19 protein-coding genes are annotated in these 19,567 nt (G+C 60.3%); 11 read left to right on the forward strand and 8 right to left on the reverse strand.

The window, feature by feature from the left end:
- Nucleotides 1-25: 25 nt before the first annotated feature.
- The 3 genes from AB3Y40_RS17470 to accD are packed head-to-tail and all read right to left on the reverse strand — an operon-like array spanning nt 26 to nt 2,657.
- Complete coding sequence (locus tag AB3Y40_RS17470; protein ID WP_369440151.1) at nt 26-1,315, reverse strand: bifunctional folylpolyglutamate synthase/dihydrofolate synthase; 1,290 nt, start codon at nt 1,313-1,315, stop codon at nt 26-28.
- Complete coding sequence (locus AB3Y40_RS17475; protein WP_369440152.1) at nt 1,312-1,710, reverse strand: hypothetical protein; 399 nt, start codon at nt 1,708-1,710, stop codon at nt 1,312-1,314. The genes AB3Y40_RS17470 and AB3Y40_RS17475 overlap by 4 nt, the downstream gene beginning before the upstream one ends.
- Nucleotides 1,710-2,657, reverse strand: coding sequence for an acetyl-CoA carboxylase, carboxyltransferase subunit beta (gene accD / locus AB3Y40_RS17480; protein WP_369440153.1), 948 nt, complete (start codon nt 2,655-2,657; stop codon nt 1,710-1,712). The genes AB3Y40_RS17475 and accD overlap by 1 nt, the downstream gene beginning before the upstream one ends.
- Nucleotides 2,658-2,777: 120 nt before the next feature.
- On the opposite strand from accD, the gene AB3Y40_RS17485 reads away from it, so the two are divergent.
- Nucleotides 2,778-4,535, forward strand: a complete 1,758-nt coding sequence (locus tag AB3Y40_RS17485; protein WP_369440154.1) for a calcium-binding protein — start codon at nt 2,778-2,780, stop codon at nt 4,533-4,535.
- Nucleotides 4,536-4,578: 43 nt separating this feature from the next.
- Nucleotides 4,579-6,252, forward strand: coding sequence for a calcium-binding protein (locus AB3Y40_RS17490; RefSeq protein ID WP_369440155.1), 1,674 nt, complete (start codon nt 4,579-4,581; stop codon nt 6,250-6,252).
- Here AB3Y40_RS17490 and AB3Y40_RS17495 read toward each other — a convergent pair.
- Complete coding sequence (locus AB3Y40_RS17495) at nt 6,249-7,133, reverse strand: CPBP family intramembrane glutamic endopeptidase (RefSeq protein WP_369440156.1); 885 nt, start codon at nt 7,131-7,133, stop codon at nt 6,249-6,251. The genes AB3Y40_RS17490 and AB3Y40_RS17495 overlap by 4 nt on opposite strands.
- 110 nt (nt 7,134-7,243) lie before the next feature.
- Between AB3Y40_RS17495 and ilvD the strand changes: the two genes are divergently transcribed.
- The 8 genes from ilvD (at nt 7,244) to AB3Y40_RS17535 (ending at nt 15,774) form a co-directional block, all read left to right on the forward strand.
- Entirely contained in the window at nt 7,244-8,977 is a 1,734-nt protein-coding gene (gene ilvD, locus AB3Y40_RS17500) for a dihydroxy-acid dehydratase (RefSeq protein WP_369440157.1), read from the forward strand.
- Nucleotides 8,949-9,605 carry a dihydroxy-acid dehydratase gene (locus tag AB3Y40_RS17505; protein ID WP_369440158.1) on the forward strand — a complete coding sequence of 219 codons (657 nt, stop codon included), beginning with the start codon at nt 8,949-8,951 and terminating at the stop codon, nt 9,603-9,605. The genes ilvD and AB3Y40_RS17505 overlap by 29 nt, the downstream gene beginning before the upstream one ends.
- Nucleotides 9,606-9,701: 96 nt before the next feature.
- The gene (locus AB3Y40_RS17510) at nt 9,702-10,475 is read left to right on the forward strand and encodes a DUF6478 family protein (RefSeq protein WP_369440159.1); all 774 of its coding nucleotides are present in this window, start codon (nt 9,702-9,704) and stop codon (nt 10,473-10,475) included.
- Nucleotides 10,475-10,861 carry a hypothetical protein gene (locus AB3Y40_RS17515; RefSeq protein WP_369440160.1) on the forward strand — a complete coding sequence of 129 codons (387 nt, stop codon included), beginning with the start codon at nt 10,475-10,477 and terminating at the stop codon, nt 10,859-10,861. The genes AB3Y40_RS17510 and AB3Y40_RS17515 overlap by 1 nt, the downstream gene beginning before the upstream one ends.
- Nucleotides 10,862-11,143: 282 nt before the next feature.
- The gene (locus AB3Y40_RS17520; protein WP_369440161.1) at nt 11,144-11,437 is read left to right on the forward strand and encodes a Dabb family protein; all 294 of its coding nucleotides are present in this window, start codon (nt 11,144-11,146) and stop codon (nt 11,435-11,437) included.
- Entirely contained in the window at nt 11,434-12,561 is a 1,128-nt protein-coding gene (locus AB3Y40_RS17525) for an aminodeoxychorismate synthase component I (protein ID WP_369440162.1), read from the forward strand. Before AB3Y40_RS17520 ends, AB3Y40_RS17525 begins: the two co-directional genes overlap by 4 nt.
- 93 nt (nt 12,562-12,654) lie before the next feature.
- Nucleotides 12,655-14,682 (forward strand): oxidoreductase, encoded by a 2,028-nt coding sequence (locus AB3Y40_RS17530; RefSeq protein WP_369440163.1) that lies wholly within the window; start codon nt 12,655-12,657, stop codon nt 14,680-14,682.
- A gap of 186 nt (nt 14,683-14,868) precedes the next feature.
- Nucleotides 14,869-15,774, forward strand: a complete 906-nt coding sequence (locus tag AB3Y40_RS17535) for a LysR family transcriptional regulator (protein ID WP_369440164.1) — start codon at nt 14,869-14,871, stop codon at nt 15,772-15,774.
- 60 nt (nt 15,775-15,834) lie between these two features.
- Here AB3Y40_RS17535 and AB3Y40_RS17540 read toward each other — a convergent pair whose 3' ends face one another.
- Genes AB3Y40_RS17540 through AB3Y40_RS17555 form a run of 4 tightly spaced genes read right to left on the reverse strand, consistent with a single transcriptional unit; the run spans nt 15,835 to nt 18,774 of the window.
- Nucleotides 15,835-16,758: an OmpA family protein gene (locus AB3Y40_RS17540; RefSeq protein ID WP_369440165.1), complete on the reverse strand. Its 924-nt coding sequence runs from the start codon at nt 16,756-16,758 to the stop codon at nt 15,835-15,837.
- Nucleotides 16,755-17,288 carry a peroxidase-related enzyme gene (locus AB3Y40_RS17545; RefSeq protein WP_459554005.1) on the reverse strand — a complete coding sequence of 178 codons (534 nt, stop codon included), beginning with the start codon at nt 17,286-17,288 and terminating at the stop codon, nt 16,755-16,757. The genes AB3Y40_RS17540 and AB3Y40_RS17545 overlap by 4 nt, the downstream gene beginning before the upstream one ends.
- A 29-nt stretch (nt 17,289-17,317) precedes the next feature.
- Entirely contained in the window at nt 17,318-18,055 is a 738-nt protein-coding gene (locus AB3Y40_RS17550) for a GNAT family N-acetyltransferase (protein ID WP_369440167.1), read from the reverse strand.
- Complete coding sequence (locus AB3Y40_RS17555) at nt 18,052-18,774, reverse strand: competence/damage-inducible protein A (protein ID WP_369440168.1); 723 nt, start codon at nt 18,772-18,774, stop codon at nt 18,052-18,054. The genes AB3Y40_RS17550 and AB3Y40_RS17555 overlap by 4 nt, the downstream gene beginning before the upstream one ends.
- A 41-nt stretch (nt 18,775-18,815) precedes the next feature.
- Here AB3Y40_RS17555 and sfsA point away from each other — a divergent pair, with 41 nt between their 5' ends.
- Nucleotides 18,816-19,517, forward strand: coding sequence for a DNA/RNA nuclease SfsA (gene sfsA, locus AB3Y40_RS17560; RefSeq protein WP_369440169.1), 702 nt, complete (start codon nt 18,816-18,818; stop codon nt 19,515-19,517).
- The last annotated feature ends 50 nt before the right edge of the window (nt 19,518-19,567 follow it).

The raw sequence follows: 19,567 nt of genomic DNA on the forward strand, positions 1-19,567 counted from the left end.
GGTCATTGACCGCAAGAAAGGACCGCTAGGTGCCATCCGGGTGGTTTTCGCGCAGGACGTGGCCTGCAAGGTAGAGCGAGCCGCAGATCAGAATACGCGCGGCTGGATCGTCCGCCGTCACGGCGGCCAATGCTGCTTGCAACGAGGGCGCGGTGTCGACCTGTTCAAACCCGGCTTTGCGCGCAAAGTCTGCGGTCTCATCCGCTGGGATCGTGGCGGGTTCATCGGGGATCGAAATCGCGGTTAGGCTGGCGGCCTGCCCTGCCAGCGGGCGCAGGTAGCCCGTGATGTCCTTGGTGTTCAGCATCCCGCAGATTAGATGTGTCGGGCGGGCGGGTAACCCGGCAAGTGTCGTGGCCAATGCAATCCCCGCGGCAGGGTTATGCCCGCCATCCAGCCAAAGCTCTGACGGGTGGGCGGCCTTGACCAGAGCCCCGTCTGTCAGCCGTTGCATCCGGGCGGGCCAAGTGGCGTGGGTCATGGCGGCGGCGCAGGCGTCCTCGTCCCTGTCCAGCACGCGAAGCGCCGCGATGGCCGCACCTGCATTCATGATCTGATGCGGCCCGGACAGCACCGGCAGAGGCAGGTCCCGCAGGCCACGGTCGTCCTGATAGACGAGCCGCCCCGCCTCAACGCTGACGTGCCAGTCCTGACCGTGCACGAAAAGCGGGGCACCTGCACGGGCCGCGACCCGTTCGATCACATCAAGGGCTTCATCCTTCTGCGGGCCGACGACGCAGGGCACGCCGCGTTTGATGATCCCTGCCTTTTCGCCCGCGATCTGCGCCAGTGTGTCCCCCAGAAACGCCTGATGATCCAGATCGACCGGGGTGATGACTGTCACAGCGGGCCGGTCAATGACGTTCGTTGCGTCCAGCCGTCCGCCAAGGCCAACCTCAAGAAGCACAAAGTCCGCGGGTGTTTCAGCAAATGCCACAAGAGCCGCGACGGTCGTGATCTCAAAATACGTGATCGGATCGTCTGTGCCATTGGCGAGGTAGCATCGGTCCAGCACGTCGATCAGCGCCGGTTCGGAAATCAGATTGCCTGCAAGACGGATGCGTTCATGGAACCGCGCCAAATGGGGCGATGTATAGGCGTGCACCGCTGCGCCCGACGACTCAAGCCCCGCGCGGATCATGGCTTGGGTCGACCCCTTGCCGTTGGTGCCGGCGATATGGATGACCGGTGGCAGCTTTTCCTGCGGGTTGTCCATCAGCGCAAGCAACCGCCAGACCCGGTCAAGCGTCAGGTCAATAATCTTCGGATGCAAGGTCATCATCCGGGTCAGGATGGCGTCAGAGGATTGCGTCACCGCGGTACCTTTCCGGTCTGGATCAACTGCAGGATCATGACGCCTGCCACAATGTCGAAACTGGCGCAGAACGCGGGCCACCAGCTGGGCCCCGGCGTAGCGATGAACCCCGCGATAATGTCAAAGATGCCGTGGGCGATCAGGCCGCCTGCCAACAAGAACAGGCCCCGGTGATAGGCCCGTAGTGCAAGAAACGTGAAACCCGCAAAGATCAGAAGATGTAGCACCAACCCTGCGGCGTCGGCCTCGGCGGCGGCAAAGACGGGGTAGAACACGGCGACAGCCATCAAAAGCACAGCAGCGCCAGAGCGTTCAGACAACATGCCGTTGCGTTGCATGGTCCAAATGCTGCCACCCCCGGCAAGCGCCCCCACCAGCGCCGCCAGCAGGATCACTATTGCCTGCCCTGTTCGGGGATCGCATCAGGCGGCAGGTCTGCTGCGGGCTCTTCCGCCGGGCCCTCGGGCGCAGGCAAGTCGCCTTTGACGGCGGGGTCCTGCTTCATCATCATGCGCAGGATCGTGACCAGCTCTTCCTTGAGGTCGGTGCGCTTGGTCACTCGGTCCAGCATCCCGTGGTCCAGCAGGTACTCTGCGCGCTGGAACCCCTCGGGCAATTTCTCACCAATGGTCTGTTCGATCACCCGCGCCCCGGCAAAGCCAATAAGCGCATTGGGCTCAGCGATCTGCACATCGCCCAGCATCGCATAAGACGCGGTCACACCACCGGTGGTCGGATGGGTCAGCACGACAACATAGGGCAGGCCTGCCTCTTTCAGCATCTGCACCGCAATCGTGGTGCGCGGCATCTGCATCAGGCCCAAAATGCCTTCTTGCATGCGGGCGCCACCTGCGGCGGAAAACAGCACCAGCGGGCGATGCATGGCGATAGCGCGTTCGGCCGCCGCGATGATGGCGTTGCCCACGTACATCGACATCGAGCCGCCCATAAAGGAAAAATCCTGAACGGCCGCCACAATGGGCGTGCGGCCAATCTCGCCCTCGGCCACAAGCATCGCGTCTTTCTGGCCGGTCTTTTTACGGGCGTCCTTGATCCGGTCGGTATAGCGTTTCTGATCGCGGAAGTGCAGCGGGTCAGCGACCGGGTCCGGCACCGCAACTTCGACAAAAACACCGTTGTCGAAGAGCGATTTCAGGCGATCCACGGCCGAGATGGGCATGTGGTGATCGCAGTTGGTGCAGACGTTCAGATTGTCGGCAAGTTCCCGGTGGAACAGCATGGTTCCGCATTCGTCACACTTGGTCCACAGGTTGTCCGGTACCTCACGCCGCGAAAACAGCGAATTGATGGTGGGACGCACATAGTTGGTGATCCAGTTCATAACGTGCCTTTCTGCCGACCGTTTCGGAGATAATCAGCCGCGACAAGGAATGCAATTGTCAAAGCGTTTAGGACTTGTTAGCCGATACTCTACGTGTGGTTGAGTGTAGGGTTAACGAACGTGGCAATTTCGAGGATTGACCAGATCGGTGGGGTGGCCGGTCAGGTGTTGCTGGTTGAAAGCGTTCAGGTCGGTGGACGGACTTACGTCTATACTGAAACGAACAGCGAAATTGACGGGATCGGACTTTACCGGCTTCGTAACAGCGGCGACCTGCAATATATCGGGCAAGAGCTGGCGATTGGCGATTTGCCGGATTTCTACTACTTCCGGCCCGAGGATTTGGCGCGGCCTTCCGGGTTTGGCAGCTACACGGACTTTTTCGGTCAGCTGACGCTGGTGACCTATGGGCGCTTTGATAGCCTGACCGAAGACACCGTCGATGACGGGCTGCAATTCTTCGCTATTGCCTCTGACGGTACCTTGTCGCTAAGCGGCGTGGTCCCGCGTGATCCGGGTTTGGACGTCACGCTGGAAGGGTATGTGCCCGATGCCTTTGACGACGGCATTTTCTTTCAGATTGTAGACATGGGCGGCAACACCAACGATCAGCTGATCTTCTCGGTGATCGACAGTGCCACTTCACTGGACACCTATTCATATACGCTACAATCTAGCATCGCCGACACGGCCTTTGCCGTTGACGACGATTCCCGTTCACTGATGTTTTATGTCGATGATGACGGCGGCCAAATTCGCTGGGTCAATGTCAGCCCGTTTACCGGAAGCGGTCAAACTGGTGTCTTGGATGGTTCCGGGGGGTTATCCGCAGACAAGGTGGCCGCTGATCTGGAAGTGCTGCGCATGGGCGGCGACGACTTCGTGATCTCGGTCAGCGAGAAAGACGGGCTGCGGGCGTTTGAATACACCAATTTCGTAAGTTCGGTGGGGCTGGATGGCTTGTTTGGCAAGCTCAGCTCTCAGAATGGCACCAAGAACTGGTCGACCGACATTATCGAGACCTTTTCGATTGGTGATCGGGGGTTTGTTGTTGCGGGTGGCGACAAGCTGACGGTTTTTGAACTGGACGATGATGGGCGCTTTTTCAACATGAACCGTAAAGGCAACTTTGACGGTTCTATAAATGATATCGACGTGGTCGTGCGCAAAGGCAACGGCGTCATCACGGTCGCAACAGATGACGGGGTCGAGACATTTGTCTTCACGCCAGAGCAGGCGCGCGATGTAAACGGGACCAACAGCCGCGATGTCATTTCTGGCGACTCCCGCAACAATGACTTTGACGGCAACGGCGGCAACGACATCCTGCGCGGTGGGCGGGGTAACGATAGCCTGTCAGGCGATGCCGGTTTCGACAGTCTTTACGGTGCGGACGGCAACGACGAAATCTTTGGTGGCGACGGCAATGATTTCGTTTCTGGCGGTAGCGGCAACGATTTTGTGTCTGGCGGTGATGGCTTTGACAAGATCAATGGCGGCAGTGGGAACGATCGGCTGTTCGGTGGCAATACCGGCGACATCATCTATGGCGGCAGCGACAACGATCTGGTTGCAGGCGGCAATGGCAATGACCGATTGTTCGACGGCAAGGGCGTTGACGTTCTGGTTGGCGGTGCCGGGTCGGACGTTTTCGTGATGGCGCAAGATGGTCAGGTGGATACGATCCGCACATGGGAAACGCGCGACCGGATTGATCTGCGTGCCTTTGGAAAAGACCTCGATTTCCAGGACCTTGACATCCGGCAGCGCCCAGACGGCAACCTGAATATCTTCATCGAAGGCGAAATCCTGGTGCTGGACGCCAACAACAGGTTGACGGTGGGCAGTTTGCAGCAAGATGACTTTAGTTTTGCGTGAATGACGCCTGCTGCTTTGAAATGAAATTTGGCAAGGGATTGGCATGACACTTATCAAGACAGATAGCGTCGCGTTCACGGATCCAATCAAGGATATCCATATTGCACAGGTCGGCGGCAACTTCTTTGTCTATGCGCAATCCAGTGATCCCCTAGCCGGGATCCAGGTGATGCGCCTGACTAAGACCGGGGACATTAGGCCTCCGGTTGCGGTGCTTGAGCAGGGTGAAGCCGTCGATGGGTCCTACTTCACTTTGTTTGATGATGGCCCGGGACCCGGTCTTGCATCTATTAATGTGGATGGAACCAGATATGTCGTTGCTGGGGGGCAATATGATGTTTCGGGCGGCGTGGCCGACAACCGGGGCGTTCATGTTTTTCAGACGTCAAGCGACGGGACCCTTGCGCCGATCCGCTTTTTTGATCGCGGGGACACGATCACCAGTCTGGTTCAGACCATTGATTTGCGGAATTTCACGCAACGCATTCCGCACATCTACGAGGTTATCGACCAGGGCGGCGACGCGTCCGATATTGTCGTCGTCAACTGGGTCGTAAACTTGGATGATATCCGGCAGAAGTCTTATCAATTGCCGTCCAGAGCTGTCGAAGATGTCTTTCTGATTGCGGATGTCTACGAACATCCAGCGATGTTCTTTCTTGATGACGAGACAAACGGAATCCACTGGGTCACGTTCTCGCTTGGCGGCACTGCGCAATACACAGATGTCATTCCGGGTTCCGGCGTATCAGATGCCAAGGCCCCGAACGATATTGCCGTTGTGTCGATGCCCAACATCGAGTTTTTGATCACTGCAAGCGAGAAAGGTGGGATCAATAGCTACCATTTGGAAGCATCAAGTTCGCGACTGCGCGACGAAGTGCTGAACCGCAGCCAGCTAAAGGCAACGCTGGATTCGCGCAATGGCGACGCCAACTGGGCCTCGGACACAATTGCGACCTTTACGATTGACGATCGCGGCTATGTCGTGTCAGCGGGCGAGAAACTGACGGTCTTCGAGATTTCGCGCGAAGGCACGCTTTGGGGGATGAGCCGCAAAGGTCTGGGCGATGTGGATGTCACAGATATTGAAGTCACGGTCCGGCAGGGAAATGCAGTGATCGTCGTGTCATCTGACGCAGGTGTGGATTCGTTCGTGTTCACACCCGGTGTGCCGCAGAACCAGTATGGCACAGAAGAAAATGAGACCTTGCTTGGGGACGGCCGTAGCAACCGAATTAGCGGGGACAAAGGCGGCGATGTCATCAGGGGATATGCCGGTGCCGATCAGCTTTGGGGCGGGAACTCGGACGACGATCTGTACGGCGGCCAAGGGCGGGACAAGCTGTATGGCGGCTATCACGATGACGAACTTTTCGGCGGCCGGGAAAACGACCACCTTTACGGCGGACCTGGACACGACAACATTTATGACGGCAAGGGCAGCGACATGCTTTTCGGTGGCACAGGGAGGGATATTTTCCATCTGTCACGAGATCACCGCGTCGATACGATACGCAAATGGGACGGTTCCGATAGAATCAATCTGGAACGTTTCAAAAAGATCGAAAGCTTTGATGATATTGAGGTGCGGCAGCGGCCTGACGGAAAGCTGAACGTCTTCATTCAGGACGAAATTCTGGTGTTGGCTAGCGCGCGGCGATTGACTCTGGATGATATTTCGGAATGGCACTTTCAGTTCTACGACGGTGCTTAGCGCCGCACCGCCACGCGCGCGGCGAGCCACATCACCCAGATGCCCGTAACTGACAAGGTCAGGTCGATTATCGCAGCCGCGGCAGAGGGATCGGTATAAGACCAGGGGTTTTGGTAAGGGTAAAGCCACAGCGCCAGACCAGAGGCGGGCCAGTCTTCAACTGCAGTTACCAGCAGGGCAAAGGCGTTGTTGGCCAGATGCAGTCCCACAGCGGCCCCGATAGTGCCGGTGCGCGCGGTCAGATCGGCACAGGCCAGCCCAAGCGCCATGGCCCAGATCGCCCAGACCGTACCTTCGACAGGTGTGACGCCATTGACATAATGGGCCAGCCCAAAGAACGCCGATGGCAGCACCATCCAGACCCAGCGGCTGTCTGACAATGCACCCATCTGCTGTTGCAGGTAGCCGCGAAAATAGAGCTCTTCAGTGCCGACCTGAATTAGCAGGGCGACAAAGGCAAAGGGTAGCATCACGGCCCATTGGTCCAGCGGGCGCATCCGCGCGAAATAGTCCCACTCGCCCGACAGGCGCAGCGGTTCCTGGATCAACAGCACCAACCCCACCGCAATGGTAACGCGCCGCAGATCGCGCCATGCCTGCTGGTGCGGCCCGGTCAGGCTAAAGAACCCGCGTTTGTGGATCAGCCGGACCAGTACCAGCAACGCAATGCAGGGGATGATGAAGGCGGCAAATTCGACTAGCGTATCAAGTGGCGTTACCGTGATCCGGCCAGGCCCTGAATAGGGGGTAAAGATATAGGGCGTCGCCTCGAACACCAGCTCGAACCCGACCACGACCAGCAGTACCAGCCACAGGTTGCGCCGGGCGGCTGCGGGGGCCACGAAATGCCGGTGCAGCGGATAAGGATCGGGACGGCGCATGGGGCACCCTAGGCAGCGATCCTACCGCTCTGCAACGGGCCGCGTTTCGGCTTGTGTCAGCACTGCCCGCCAATTAGACCGTTCTGCAACAGTTTTCCGGAGGATCAGCCATGCTCAAGGGCCCAGTCAACAAGTCCAACCTGCCAAGCCGTCACGTCACCGAAGGGCCCGCGCGCGCGCCGCACCGGTCCTATTTCTACGCGATGGGACTGGATGAAGAGGCGATCAAACAGCCATGGGTTGGCGTGGCGACCTGCTGGAACGAAGCGGCACCTTGTAACATTGCGCTGAACCGTCAGGCACAGGCCGTCAAGCTGGGCGTCAAGAAGGGCAGCGGCACGCCGCGCGAATTCACCACCATCACCGTCACCGACGGGATCGCGATGGGCCATGAAGGGATGCGGTCCTCGCTCGCCTCGCGTGAGGCGATTGCGGACACCGTCGAACTGACAATGCGCGGCCATTGCTATGACGCGATCGTCGGCCTTGCGGGCTGTGACAAGTCGCTGCCGGGCATGATGATGGCAATGGTGCGTCTGAACACGCCGTCGGTCTTTATCTACGGTGGGTCGATCCTTCCGGGCCGTCTGGATGGCAAGGACGTCACCGTGCAGGACGTATTCGAAGCTGTCGGCAAGCATCAGGCAGGCAATATGTCGGATGCAGAGCTTGAGGTGCTAGAACGGGTGGCCTGCCCCTCTGCCGGGGCCTGTGGCGGTCAGTTTACCGCCAACACAATGGCCTGCGTGTCCGAGGCCGTGGGCCTTGCGCTTCTGAATTCCTCTGGCGCGCCAGCCCCTTACGAGTCGCGTGACCAATACGGCATCGCCTCTGGCGAGGCAGTGATGCACCTGATCGAAAAGAATATCCGCGCCCGCGATATCGTGACGCGCAAATCGCTGGAAAATGCCGCCCGTGTGGTGGCCTGCACCGGGGGGTCCACCAATGCCGGTCTGCACCTGCCCGCCATCGCGGCAGAGGCGGGGATCGACTTTGACCTCTTTGATGTCTGCGAAATTTTCCGCGACACGCCCTATTTCGTCGACCTCAAGCCCGGCGGTCAGTATGTGGCCAAAGACCTTTACGAGGCAGGCGGTGTGCCTGTGGTGATGAAGGAACTGCGCAAGGCCGGTCTGATCCACGAGGATTGCATGACCGCCAGCGGTCGGACAATGGGCGAAGAGCTGGACATGATCAAAGGCGAGGCTGATGGCCGCGTGATCTATCCCGTCGAAGAGCCGATCACTAAAACCGGTGGTGTTGTGGGGCTTAAGGGCAACCTTGCCCCCGAAGGTGCCATCGTGAAGGTCGCGGGCATGTCCACGCAGGAGCAGCGCTTTGTCGGCCCGGCCCGCATCTTTGAATGTGAAGAAGACGCATTTGAGGCTGTGAAGGCGCGCGAGTATGAGGAAGGCGAAGTCATCGTCATCCGCAACGAAGGCCCTGCAGGTGGCCCGGGCATGCGCGAGATGCTGGCGACCACCGCAGCCCTGTCCGGTCAGGGCATGGGCAAGAAGGTGGCGCTGATCACTGACGGCCGTTTCTCGGGCGCGACCCGCGGGTTCTGCGTCGGTCACGTTGGACCAGAGGCCGCACATGGCGGGCCGATTGCCCTGTTGCGCAATGGTGATGTCATTACGCTCGATGCGACAACCGGAGAGCTGTCGGTTGATCTGACTGCAGAAGAGCTGGAAAGCCGCAAAGCCGATTGGACAGGTCCGCGTGAGACGATCTATGCCAGCGGTGCGCTGTGGAAATATGCCCAACTGGTCGGCAACACCCGCCAGGGCGCGGTGACGCATCCGGGCGCCAAGGGTGAAAAGCACATCTATATGGACCTCTGACCCCGTGTTCTCGCGACTGGGAGGGGCCATTGCCATTGCGCTAACGATGGCGGGCTGTGGTGGTATCGGGAACCTGGCAGGCGATGGCGGCACCACCTCCATCGCCCTTGCAGGCGGTGCAGTCACAGCCACTGGGCCGGACAATTTCTGCGTCGATCCCCGTGCCAGCCGCACGCGCGATGGATTTGCCATTCTGGCGCCCTGCGTCTTGTTGACAGGCGAGGGGCCGGGTGTCCCGGGGCTGGCACTGATCACCGTGCAGGTTGGTGATGCGGGCACTGCATCCGTGGCTGGATCCGAGCCGGTGTTCGAGGCCTTCCTGAAAGGTGATGCAGGCGCTGCCTTGCTCAGTGCCACGGGCGATGCAGGCGCAATCACCGTGCGCCGCACGCGCGCATCAGGTGGGGTGGTTACTGTCTTCTTTGACGATACCAATCCGCCGCCCATTGCAGGCACCCAGCCCACCGAATGGCGCGGATTTCTGGACCTTTCGGGTCGATTGGTGACGGTCAGCTTGCGTGGGTTGGCCGATGCCCCGCTGAGCGTGTCGGTGGGGGATGCGCTGCTGCGGCAATCAATCCTCGCGCTGCAATCCGCGAACGCCACGGAAATCCCAGCAGATAGCTGACAACTGTTTCCTTTTTGGCAACAATTTGGCAGGTATAGGAAAAGGACAACGGTGCGCACTGGGGCGGTGCCGCCGCTGCAAACAGCAAAGAACGCAATGGCACGCAACACACAGTCCTTGCTTGACCGCATTTCCCATCGTCGCAGCTTGCGTCGCTGGACGGCTGCTGCACGCGCTGCCGAAACAGCTGAATTGTCGCAATTGAAAGACCAGCGCCAGCAAGCGCGTCAGTTGAAAGGCCGTCTTGACCAATTGGTGCATGTCGCAGATGGCCGCCTTGCCCTGCCACGGATTGGGTCCAATGCGTTCAACCGGCCCGGTGGTACGCTGTGGTCCTGGCGCCCGCAGGTCTGGCGCGGCCCGGTCACGCCCAAAGGTATCGCTGCCGTCCCTAGCAAGACGCCCTTTGGCGACGAAATGCACCTGTTCCACGATTGCTCTGTCTCGGAACTGACGATGCGCCAGCTGCGCAATACACGCGAAGAAGACCTGGCCCCATTCGCCCTGCGCATGGATGTCTTTGGCTTTGACGGCAGCTTTCTGTCGCTGGTGCTGAATTTTCCAAAGGACGCGGTTGACGGCATGCGACGCCGGCATCTGATCCGTGTCTCGACGATTATCGAGGCCGAAAAAGAGGTCGAGGTGTTTGGCCGCCTGAACGTCAAGCACGGCCCGAATACCGAACAGGTGACGCTGGAAATACCGATCAATCTGCCTGAATCCGTGGTGGAGTTCGACCTGGCCTATTCGGAATTGAACGAGAAACGGATCGACAAGATGTGGCTTGACCTGATCTTTGAAGGCCCCGAGATGAACCAGATCACCATGCGCGACCTGACATTTTGTCGGTATCCAAGGGCAGAACTTTGATGGCCAAAGACACGCAACAGTCCGGTCAAGTGATACTGACCAAGACGTCGCTGACCGCGGGTGTCTGGCAGGGAGAGCTGCATGGTTTGGTCGACGGTACCCCGGACCTTGTGGCGACCCATATGGGTGAAGAGGTGCCGGGCCCTGACGTGACCGAGGATGGTGAGGTTTGGCAAGTGCGCTTTGCCCTTCCGGCAGACCGGATCGCCGACGGTGTGCAGACCTTCGTGATCGCCGATCGGGCCACCGGTGAGGTGCTCAGCAGCTTTGCCGTCATGGCGGGCGAGGCGCTGGGCGAGGATATCCGCGCCGAGATTGACCTGATGCGCGCCGAGCTTGATATGCTGAAAAAGGCGTTCCGCCGCCACTGCGTCGAGACCCAGTAGCCCGCGAACGCATCTTGTTGGACACCAGTGATGCAGTCATCCAACGGCTGTCAGTCTGAATATGGCCGACCCGCACTTCTTTGCCGGTTTTGTCCGGCATGTGCTTTTCCGCAAAACTTTCAGCGACACGGACACCTGAATTTTTTGCTCCACTCGAGTCTGTGTGTCTGGATGTGGCCAAGACCTGAAAAACGCTGCGACCCATCGCACCATTGCAAGTCCTCACCGGGTGCGGCACATGGAATTTGCCGTGACACCTCGCACAGAATCGCAGGACCTGCTTTGACCGACAGAACCTTTATCCGCCACGTTGTGCTGTTCAGCGCCCGCAACAAGACCGATGTCGCACGGATTGTCGAAGGGTTAACGCTGCTCAAGTCGATCCCGCATGCATCCCTCTTCGAGGTTGTCCCGAATAGCCGGGTTGACCAGCTCTCAGACGAAATTGATGTGGTGGTTTATGCAGAGTTTGCAGATGATGCCGCGTTGCAGGCTTATAAGGCCCATCCGCTTTATCAGCGCGCGATTGAAATCGTGCGCCCGCTGCGCGACATGCGGATCGCTGCGGACTTTTGACCCCAGCGGACAAGCCCTGCGTCGTCTTTGACGGCGGACCGCTGGCAGGCGGGACGACCTTTCGTGCGCCGCGCAGGATCATCACAGCGACAACACCCGACGATGTCGGCCCCGCCTTTGCACAGATGCAGCAGGCGCAGGCAGATGGGTTTTGGCTGGCGGGGCATGTGGCCTATGAATTCGGGTATCTGGCCTCGTCCAAGCTGCGCGACCTGATGCCCGACGACCGCGATGGCCCGTTGCTGCAGTTTGGCGTGTTTGACGCGCCGTTGTCGACACCAGAAGATTTGACCGAACCTGCACCATGCACGGAACCTGTGCCCCAATGGGACCAGGACCGCTATGCTCAGGCCTTTGCGGTGGTCCACGACTACATTGCCGCCGGTGACATCTATCAGGCGAACCTGACCTTTCCGCTCTTGACCACCTTCGACGGTAGCGCCGCGGCACTCTATGCGCACCTGCGCGCGCGCCAGCCTGTGCCTTATGGCGCCTATGTTGATCTGGGGGATGCTGTGCTTTTGTCGCGCTCGCCCGAGTTGTTCTTTTCCCTGACCGCTGATGGCAAGTTGACCACCCGTCCAATGAAAGGCACCGCGCCGCGCGGGGCGACACCGGCCGAGGATGACGCCCTGCGCGCAGCATTGCAGACATCCGAAAAGAACCGCGCCGAAAACCTGATGATCGTGGATCTTCTGCGCAACGATATGAGCCGGGTGTCAGAGGTCGGCAGTGTCAAAGTCCCGGACCTTTTTGCGGTCGAACGCTTCGCAACCGTGCACCAAATGACATCGACCATCACATCGCAGCTTTGTGCAGGCACAACCCTGTCAGAACTGTTTCACGCGCTCTTCCCCTGTGGGTCCGTGACGGGTGCGCCCAAGGTGCGCGCGATGCAGATCATTCAAGAAGTCGAAGCGCAGCCGCGCGGGGCCTATTGCGGCGCAATCGGGTGGATTGCCCCTGATGGCGCAATGGAATTCAACGTGGCTATCCGCACGCTGACCATAACGGGCGACCAGACCGCGCGGCTGAATGTGGGGGGTGGCGTGGTGTACGACAGCACGGCCACCGATGAATACGCCGAGGCCTTGCTGAAGTCGCGTTTTGTCGTCGTAGATTAGCCAACGATTTGCGCACATCTTTTCGGAATGACCTGACGTTCCGGATGACGCGCGCGTCACCCTGCGGCATGGTCACCGCAACCGGAGGATACCATGACGACGACATACCCCAACATGCTCGCGCCCCTTGATCTGGGTTTCACCACTTTGAAAAACCGGGTGCTGATGGGGTCGATGCACACGGGTCTGGAAGAAACCCGCGACTGGAACCGGGTGGCAGAGTTTTATGCCGCGCGGGCGCGGGGTGGCGTGGCGCTGATGGTCACCGGTGGGATGTCCCCCAATAAAGAGGGCGGCGTTTTTCCCGGAGCTGCCGGGCTTTTCACACCCGAGGATATCGCGAACCACAAAGTGGTGACCGACCGGGTGCATGACGCAGGTGGCAAGATTGCGATGCAGATTCTGCACGCGGGCCGCTATGCCTATAGCCCTGATTGCGTCGCACCTTCGCCCGTCAAATCCCCGATATCGCCCTTTCCACCTAAAGAGCTGGACGCGGCGGGCATCGAAAAGCAGATCAGCGATATCGTGACGGCAGCGACCCGCGCGCAAGAGGCGGGATATGACGGGGTCGAGGTGATGGGGTCGGAAGGGTATTTCCTGAACCAATTCCTTGTCACCCACACCAACAAACGCACCGACGAATGGGGCGGGTCTTATGAAAACCGGATGCGCCTGCCGGTCGAGGTTGTGCGCCGGGTGCGCGAGGCTGTCGGCCCAGATTTCATCGTCATCTACCGGCTGTCGATGATTGATCTGGTGCCCAATGGCTCCACCTGGGACGAGGTTGTGACCCTCGCCAAGGCGATTGAGGCGGCAGGTGCCACGATCCTGAACACCGGGATCGGCTGGCACGAAGCACGGATACCGACGATTGCCACCTCTGTCCCGCGCCGGGCCTTCACCTGGGTCACCAAAAAGTTGATGGGCGAGGTGTCGATCCCTGTCATCACCTCGAACCGGATCAATATGCCCGATGTGGTGGAAAACGTGCTGGCGGATGGCTGCGCGGACATGGTCAGCATGGCGCGGCCGTTCCTTGCCGACCCTGATTTTGTGGCCAAGGCGCAAGCAGACGCAGCGGCGACCATCGCGCCCTGTATCGCTTGTAATCAGGCCTGTCTGGACCACACATTCGGCGGCAAACTGTCGTCCTGTTTGGTGAACCCGCGCGCCTGTTATGAAACCGAACTTGTCGTGGAACGGGCGGCTGCGGCAAAGACCATTGCGGTCGTCGGTGCCGGGCCTGCGGGTCTTTCTGCCGCGCTGACAGCGGCAGAGCGCGGCCATGCGGTCACCATCTTTGACAAAGCGGCAGAGATTGGCGGCCAGCTGAACATGGCCAAACAGGTGCCGGGGAAAGAGGAATTCTGGGGCCTCGTTGACCACTACCGCACGATGGTGACGCAGGCGGGGATCACGCTGCGGCTGGATACAGTAGCGGATGTCGCGGCGCTGTCGGATTTTGACGAGGTGATTATCGCCACGGGTGTGACCCCGCGCGATCCGCAGATCCCGGGGCAGGACGGCCCCAATGTGCTGTCCTATATCGACGTGTTGCGCGGCAAAAAGCCGGTGGGTGACCGTGTCGCAATCATCGGGGCCGGGGGCATTGGCTTTGATGTGGCTGAATATCTGGTGACAGATGATAGCCCGACTGAGGATCTGGATGAATGGTTGCGCGAATGGGGCGTGGGCGATCCTGCCGTGACGCGCGGTGGGTTGCGGCCGGAAGGGCCGCAACCTGATGCGCCGACCCGTCAGGTCACGCTGCTGCAACGCAAGGCGCAAAAGTTGGGCAAGAACCTGGGCAAGACGACGGGCTGGATTCATCGCGCAGCACTACAGATGAAGAATGTGCAAATGGTCGGCGGCGTGAACTATGACCGGATCGACGCAGAGGGCCTGCACGTTAGCGACGGTGAAGCGCGCGAGAACCCACGCGTGATTGCCGCCGACACGATTGTCTTGTGTGCGGGGCAATTGCCCGAACGCAGCCTTGCAGATGCGTTGGCCGCAGCGGGTAAGCCCTGTCATATCATCGGCGGCGCCGATGTGGCCGCCGAACTGGACGCAAAACGCGCCATTGATCAGGGCACTCGCTTGGCCGCGACGCTGTAAGAACAGCGGCCATTCTGTTCGCAATTTGTTAATAAAGGTTAACGGGATGGCCCAAAATCCGGGCTTTTCTGTTTCTTTTCCCGCACCAGTCCCGACATAACCCCGATATTGTCAGGCATATGCCCCATTCCTGCCGGGATTGAGCGACAAAACTGCACTCCAACGAATGAAGTGCAAGGAAACGGTATGGATCGCCTGACTGAAATGGAAGCCTTTGCCACCGTGGTGGATCAGGGCGGCTTTACCGATGCAGCAAAAAAGATGGGGATTTCAAAATCCGCCGTCTCCAAGCACGTCTCCTCGCTTGAGGCGCGGTTGGGCGCAAGACTGCTGAACCGCACTACGCGCCGGGTGTCCCCGACCGAGATTGGCTTGGCCTATTACGACCGCGCACGCCGGGTGCTGAACGACGCAGGAGAGGCAGATGCGCTTGTCACGTCCATGCAATCTGCACCCTCCGGTTTGCTGCGTATCTCGGTGGCGACCGACTTTGGTGTGAACCACCTGTCGCCTGTGCTGGGCGATTTCCTTGCAGAATTTCCCGACATCACTGTGAACATGGTGCTGAACAACCGCTATGTGGAACTGATTTCCGAAGGCTTCGACATGGCCGTTCGGATCGGAGAGCTGGAAGACAGCACCCTGCGCGCCCGCAAACTAACCGACACCACCCGTCGCATGATCGCCAGCCCGGACTACTTCAAGCAATATGGCCGTCCCGAAAAGATCGACGATCTGAACGAACACAAGCTGCTGCACTATTCCAACCAGGCCAATTCCGCCGTCTGGAAGCTGACCGCACCTTCGGGCGAGCGTCGTCAGGTCCGTACCGCAGGCTGGCTGACTGTGAATGATGGTCAATCGCTGCTGAATGCCTGCATCGGCGGTCTTGGCATCGCCTATCTGCCCAGCTTCCTTTATGCCGACGCGCTGAAACAGGGCCTTGTTGAAGAGGCGATCCCCGATCTACCGGTCGAAACCCAAGGCATCTATGCGGTCTATCCGCCGGGCCGCTTTACCCAGCCCAAGGTCCGCGCCTTCATTGATTTTCTGGTCCATGCCTTTGCCGAAAAAGGCCCGGACGCTTGGTAATCCAGTTTCCCGAGGTGTGAAGACACCCGACTTTATGCGGTCCCTTCGGGGGCCGCTTTTTTATTCGCTGGTCGAGGTGATGATGACCTCAACACGGCGGTTCAGCCCGCGGCCATCCTCGGTCAGGTTGCTGGCCAACGGGGCGAGGTATCCCATGCCCTGCGCCTCAAGTTGGCGGCGCGGCACGCCGTAGTCCGCAACCAACCGTTCCAGCACAGCGCCTGCGCGACGGCGAGACAGGGCGATGTTTCCATCGAGTGACCCCGCGCTGTCCGTGTGGCCGACAAGTGCGACCGTGCGGTCGGGATTATCGGTCAGATAGGCCGCCAGCGTATCCAGCACCGGCACGTCACCCGCCTCAAGCTGGGCGGAACCGGTGGCAAAGGCCAATCCGGGCAGCACAAAGCGCCCGGCCTCTTCAAGCGCGGTTTCCAGATTGGCCGATTGCGCCTGTACCGTGCGGGTACTGAGGCGGGGCGCATCGGCCTGCACCTGAGGCGTGGTTTCGCGCGGGCCGACCAGCGTAACCTGCACAAACCCCGCATCCGCCGTCACGCTGGACAAAAGGCTGACTGCACCGTCCGGGCCCGTCGCTGACAGGAACCGGAAGTCCCCCAGATTGACAGTCATCGCAGGCGGCAGAAGCACCGGTGTGGCAAATCGAAAGTCGAAACCGCCGCAGGCGTTCGTCTCGCATTCGAAGCTGACGCGATACCCTGCGTTTGACAGCTGCTCTCGCAGGGGGCGCAGCAATTGCAGGCTGCTCAAACCGGTGGCGTCGATGCGCCAGGCCTGCTGGGTCATATCGCCTTCGATGCGCGTGGTGGGCAGGACGTCATCGGCCCAGGCACCATTCGGCAAATCGTAGCTGCTGTCGGTGCTGACCACCTCTGCCGTCAGGGTGGCATTCGCCGGAAACGACAAATCCTGCGCCACGAGTGGCCCTGCGGCGAACGCAGAAAGGATGGCCAGACGCAGGATCATCGCGCCTGAGCGTGATAGCCGTCGTTGGGTCGCATATCGGTGGCAGAGGCGACCCGGTTCGTCATGTTGAAAAACCCCGCAACCCCCGCGATGTCCCAGATGTCCCGGTCGCTAAAGCCTGCGTCGCGCAGGGCCTGACGATCAGCCTCGACAATTTCGGCGCTGGCGCGGGTCATCTTTTCTGCGAACAAACACATGGCGGATTGCCGGGCATCCAGTCTTGCGGCGCGCCAGTTCATCACCAGCGCCTCGCCCAGCATCGGGTCATCTGACAGCGCACGCACGGCGGCACCGTGGGCTGTCAGGCAATAATAGCACTTGTTGATGGACGACACGACAACCGCAATCATCTCGCGTTCCAGCTTGCTCAGCCCGCTGTCGGCCAGCATCAGATCGTTATACATCGCCGTGAAGGTATTCAGCTTGTCGATGTCAAAGGCATAGGCCTGCAACACATTGGGCACCATGCCCAGCTTGTCCTGACAAACGTCAAAATACTTCTGCGTCTCCGGCGGCAGCGGGTCGACCATTGGCAGGTCAAGGGCGGTGGGTTTGTCGGTCACTTGGCATCGTCCTTTGGCAACGTGCGGTAGTGATAGCGCCCCACAAGCGTCATCCCAAGCGAAGAATACAGGTGGTTGGCTGCTGCGTTCGCCTCTGTCGTGACCAAAGTCAGGAAGGTGCAGCCCTGTTCCAGCGCCCAAAAGGCGGCGGCACGGGTCAGATGCCGGGCCAGCCCTTGTTTGCGATGGGCCACGGCCACCTCAAGCGCGTGGATCATCGCGCAATCACCATCCACGCCGACAAACACGGTGGCGGCCGGGCGGTCATTGATGCGTCCCAGAAACGAGGTCTTGGGCTGTGGCGCGCGGGACATGACTGCCAATCGTCCGTCACCGATGCCCCCGGCGGCCCAGATATCCCGCTGCACCGCAAGCGGTGGCCAGACGGTGAAGGCGGTCACCGGCGGCGGGCGCTCGGTCGCGATGGCGGCGGCGGGGGCTGCGTAAAGCACGGAGGGGTCTTTGACCACGTATCCCGCATCGGCCAGCAATGCGTCCAGCGCATCCTCGCCTTCACGGATCATGAACAGCGGGGTCTGCGAAAGCGCGTGCATGGCCGCTTCGGCTTGGGCGAGGTTCGCGCGGGTGATCGGACCGCTGGCCGTGGCGGCGCTGACCCGGCGGCCGCCGCCCTTGCCGGTGCGAATCTGCCAGGGGCCGTGCGGCGCGACATTGGCGGCGGGCCAGGTGGCCGCCACCACGTCATAAAGCCTGTGAATATCCGGCAGCGTCATGCGTCAAAGGCGGCCCGCACCGCGGCCTCTGCCGCCTGCAAGTGGTCAGGGTCCTGCCCGCGCAGCACGATGTTGGACCCATAGATGCCGTCCTTTTGAAACGGATAGGAACCTACGGAAACAGCGGCAAAGCGCGCGTCAATTTCGCCCAAGGGTCCGGCGATATCGCCTTCGCCGCGCATTACCCGCACAGACACCGATTGCAACGGCACGCCACCGCCAATGGTCGCCATCACACTGTCCACCATTGCGCGAAAGACCGAAGGAACACCGGCCATCACATGCACATTGCCCAATGTGAACCCCGGTGCCGTGCTGACCGGGTTGTCGATCAGCGTGGCCCCGTCGGGAATGCGCGCCATGCGCAAGCGGGCTGCGTTCAGCTCTTGCCCGGACCGGTCGTAATGTGCCTGCAACAGCGCGCGGGCGTCATCGCGCACGTCGATGGGCGCGTCAAACACCGCCGCGATGCAATCGGCGGTGATATCGTCATGGGTCGGCCCGATCCCGCCTGAGGTAAAGACGTGATCATAGGCCGTTGACAGTGCCTTGACGGCGGCAATGATCGCAGGCGCGTCATCGCTGACCACGCGGACCTCTTTGAGATCAACGCCCGCCGCCGACAGAACGCCCGCCAGATGGTGCATATTGGCGTCGCGGGTGCGGCCTGACAGGATTTCGTCGCCGATCACGCACATTGCGGCGGTGGGGTTGGGCATCTGGGTTCTCCTGTCGGTTCATGTTGGGTATAGCGCGGGATATGGACTTTGCCACGCCCCTGATCCCCGCCCGTCTGATCCGCCGCTACAAGCGCTTTCTGGCCGATGTCACCTTGCCTGACGGGCGAGAGGTGACCGCCCATTGCGCCAACCCCGGCAGCATGATGGGGCTGGCTGAACCGGGTACCAAGGTCTGGCTGGAACCTAATGATGATCCCAAGAAAAAGCTGAAATTCGGCTGGCGGCTGGTCGATCATGAAAACGGCCACTTTACCGGCGTTGATACCAGCCTGCCCAACCGGGTGCTCAAGGCCGCGCTGATGGCGGGTCAGGTGCCGGGCCTTTCCGGCTATGATCTTGTCCGGCCAGAGGTAAAATACGGCACCAACAGCCGCATCGACTTTCTGCTGACCGGGGCTGGGCCCGACACCTATGTCGAGGTTAAGAGCGTTACGCTGTGCCGCACGCCGGGGCTGGCAGAGTTTCCCGATAGCGTGACAGCGCGCGGGGCCAAACATCTGAACGAACTGGCCCACGTAGCTGCAAATGGGCATCGTGCGGTGATGCTGTATCTGGTGCAACGCACCGATTGCGAACTGATGCAACTCGCCGCTGACCTTGATCCGGCCTATGCGTCGGCGTTTCAGGCGGCAAAAGGGGTCGAGGTGATCGCGCTGTCCTGCGCGATCTCGCCTCTGGGGATTTCACTGGGATCCCCCATTCCTTTCACACCGCCCGCCTGACCCTCTGGCAAGGGGCGCATAGATCGCCTATGTGGTGTTCACGCAAAAAG

It is taken from the genome of Yoonia sp. R2331, assembly GCF_041103235.1.
GTDB lineage: Bacteria > Pseudomonadota > Alphaproteobacteria > Rhodobacterales > Rhodobacteraceae > CANMYO01.

Excerpts from the sequence above, each read along its gene's own strand:
- AB3Y40_RS17550 (WP_369440167.1), bottom strand. The coding sequence starts at position 18,055 with ATGACGCTGCCGGATATTCACAGGCTTTATGACGTGGTGGCGGCCACC.
- ilvD (WP_369440157.1), top strand. The coding sequence starts at position 7,244 with ATGCTCAAGGGCCCAGTCAACAAGTCCAACCTGCCAAGCCGTCACGTC.
- AB3Y40_RS17495 (WP_369440156.1), bottom strand. The coding sequence starts at position 7,133 with ATGCGCCGTCCCGATCCTTATCCGCTGCACCGGCATTTCGTGGCCCCC.
- AB3Y40_RS17545 (WP_459554005.1), bottom strand. The coding sequence starts at position 17,288 with ATGGTCGACCCGCTGCCGCCGGAGACGCAGAAGTATTTTGACGTTTGT.
- AB3Y40_RS17530 (WP_369440163.1), top strand. The coding sequence starts at position 12,655 with ATGACGACGACATACCCCAACATGCTCGCGCCCCTTGATCTGGGTTTC.
- AB3Y40_RS17515 (WP_369440160.1), top strand. The coding sequence starts at position 10,475 with ATGGCCAAAGACACGCAACAGTCCGGTCAAGTGATACTGACCAAGACG.
- sfsA (WP_369440169.1), top strand. The coding sequence starts at position 18,816 with ATGGACTTTGCCACGCCCCTGATCCCCGCCCGTCTGATCCGCCGCTAC.
- accD (WP_369440153.1), bottom strand. The coding sequence starts at position 2,657 with ATGAACTGGATCACCAACTATGTGCGTCCCACCATCAATTCGCTGTTT.
- AB3Y40_RS17555 (WP_369440168.1), bottom strand. The coding sequence starts at position 18,774 with ATGCCCAACCCCACCGCCGCAATGTGCGTGATCGGCGACGAAATCCTG.
- AB3Y40_RS17510 (WP_369440159.1), top strand. The coding sequence starts at position 9,702 with ATGGCACGCAACACACAGTCCTTGCTTGACCGCATTTCCCATCGTCGC.
- AB3Y40_RS17535 (WP_369440164.1), top strand. The coding sequence starts at position 14,869 with ATGGATCGCCTGACTGAAATGGAAGCCTTTGCCACCGTGGTGGATCAG.
- AB3Y40_RS17490 (WP_369440155.1), top strand. The coding sequence starts at position 4,579 with ATGACACTTATCAAGACAGATAGCGTCGCGTTCACGGATCCAATCAAG.
- AB3Y40_RS17540 (WP_369440165.1), bottom strand. The coding sequence starts at position 16,758 with ATGATCCTGCGTCTGGCCATCCTTTCTGCGTTCGCCGCAGGGCCACTC.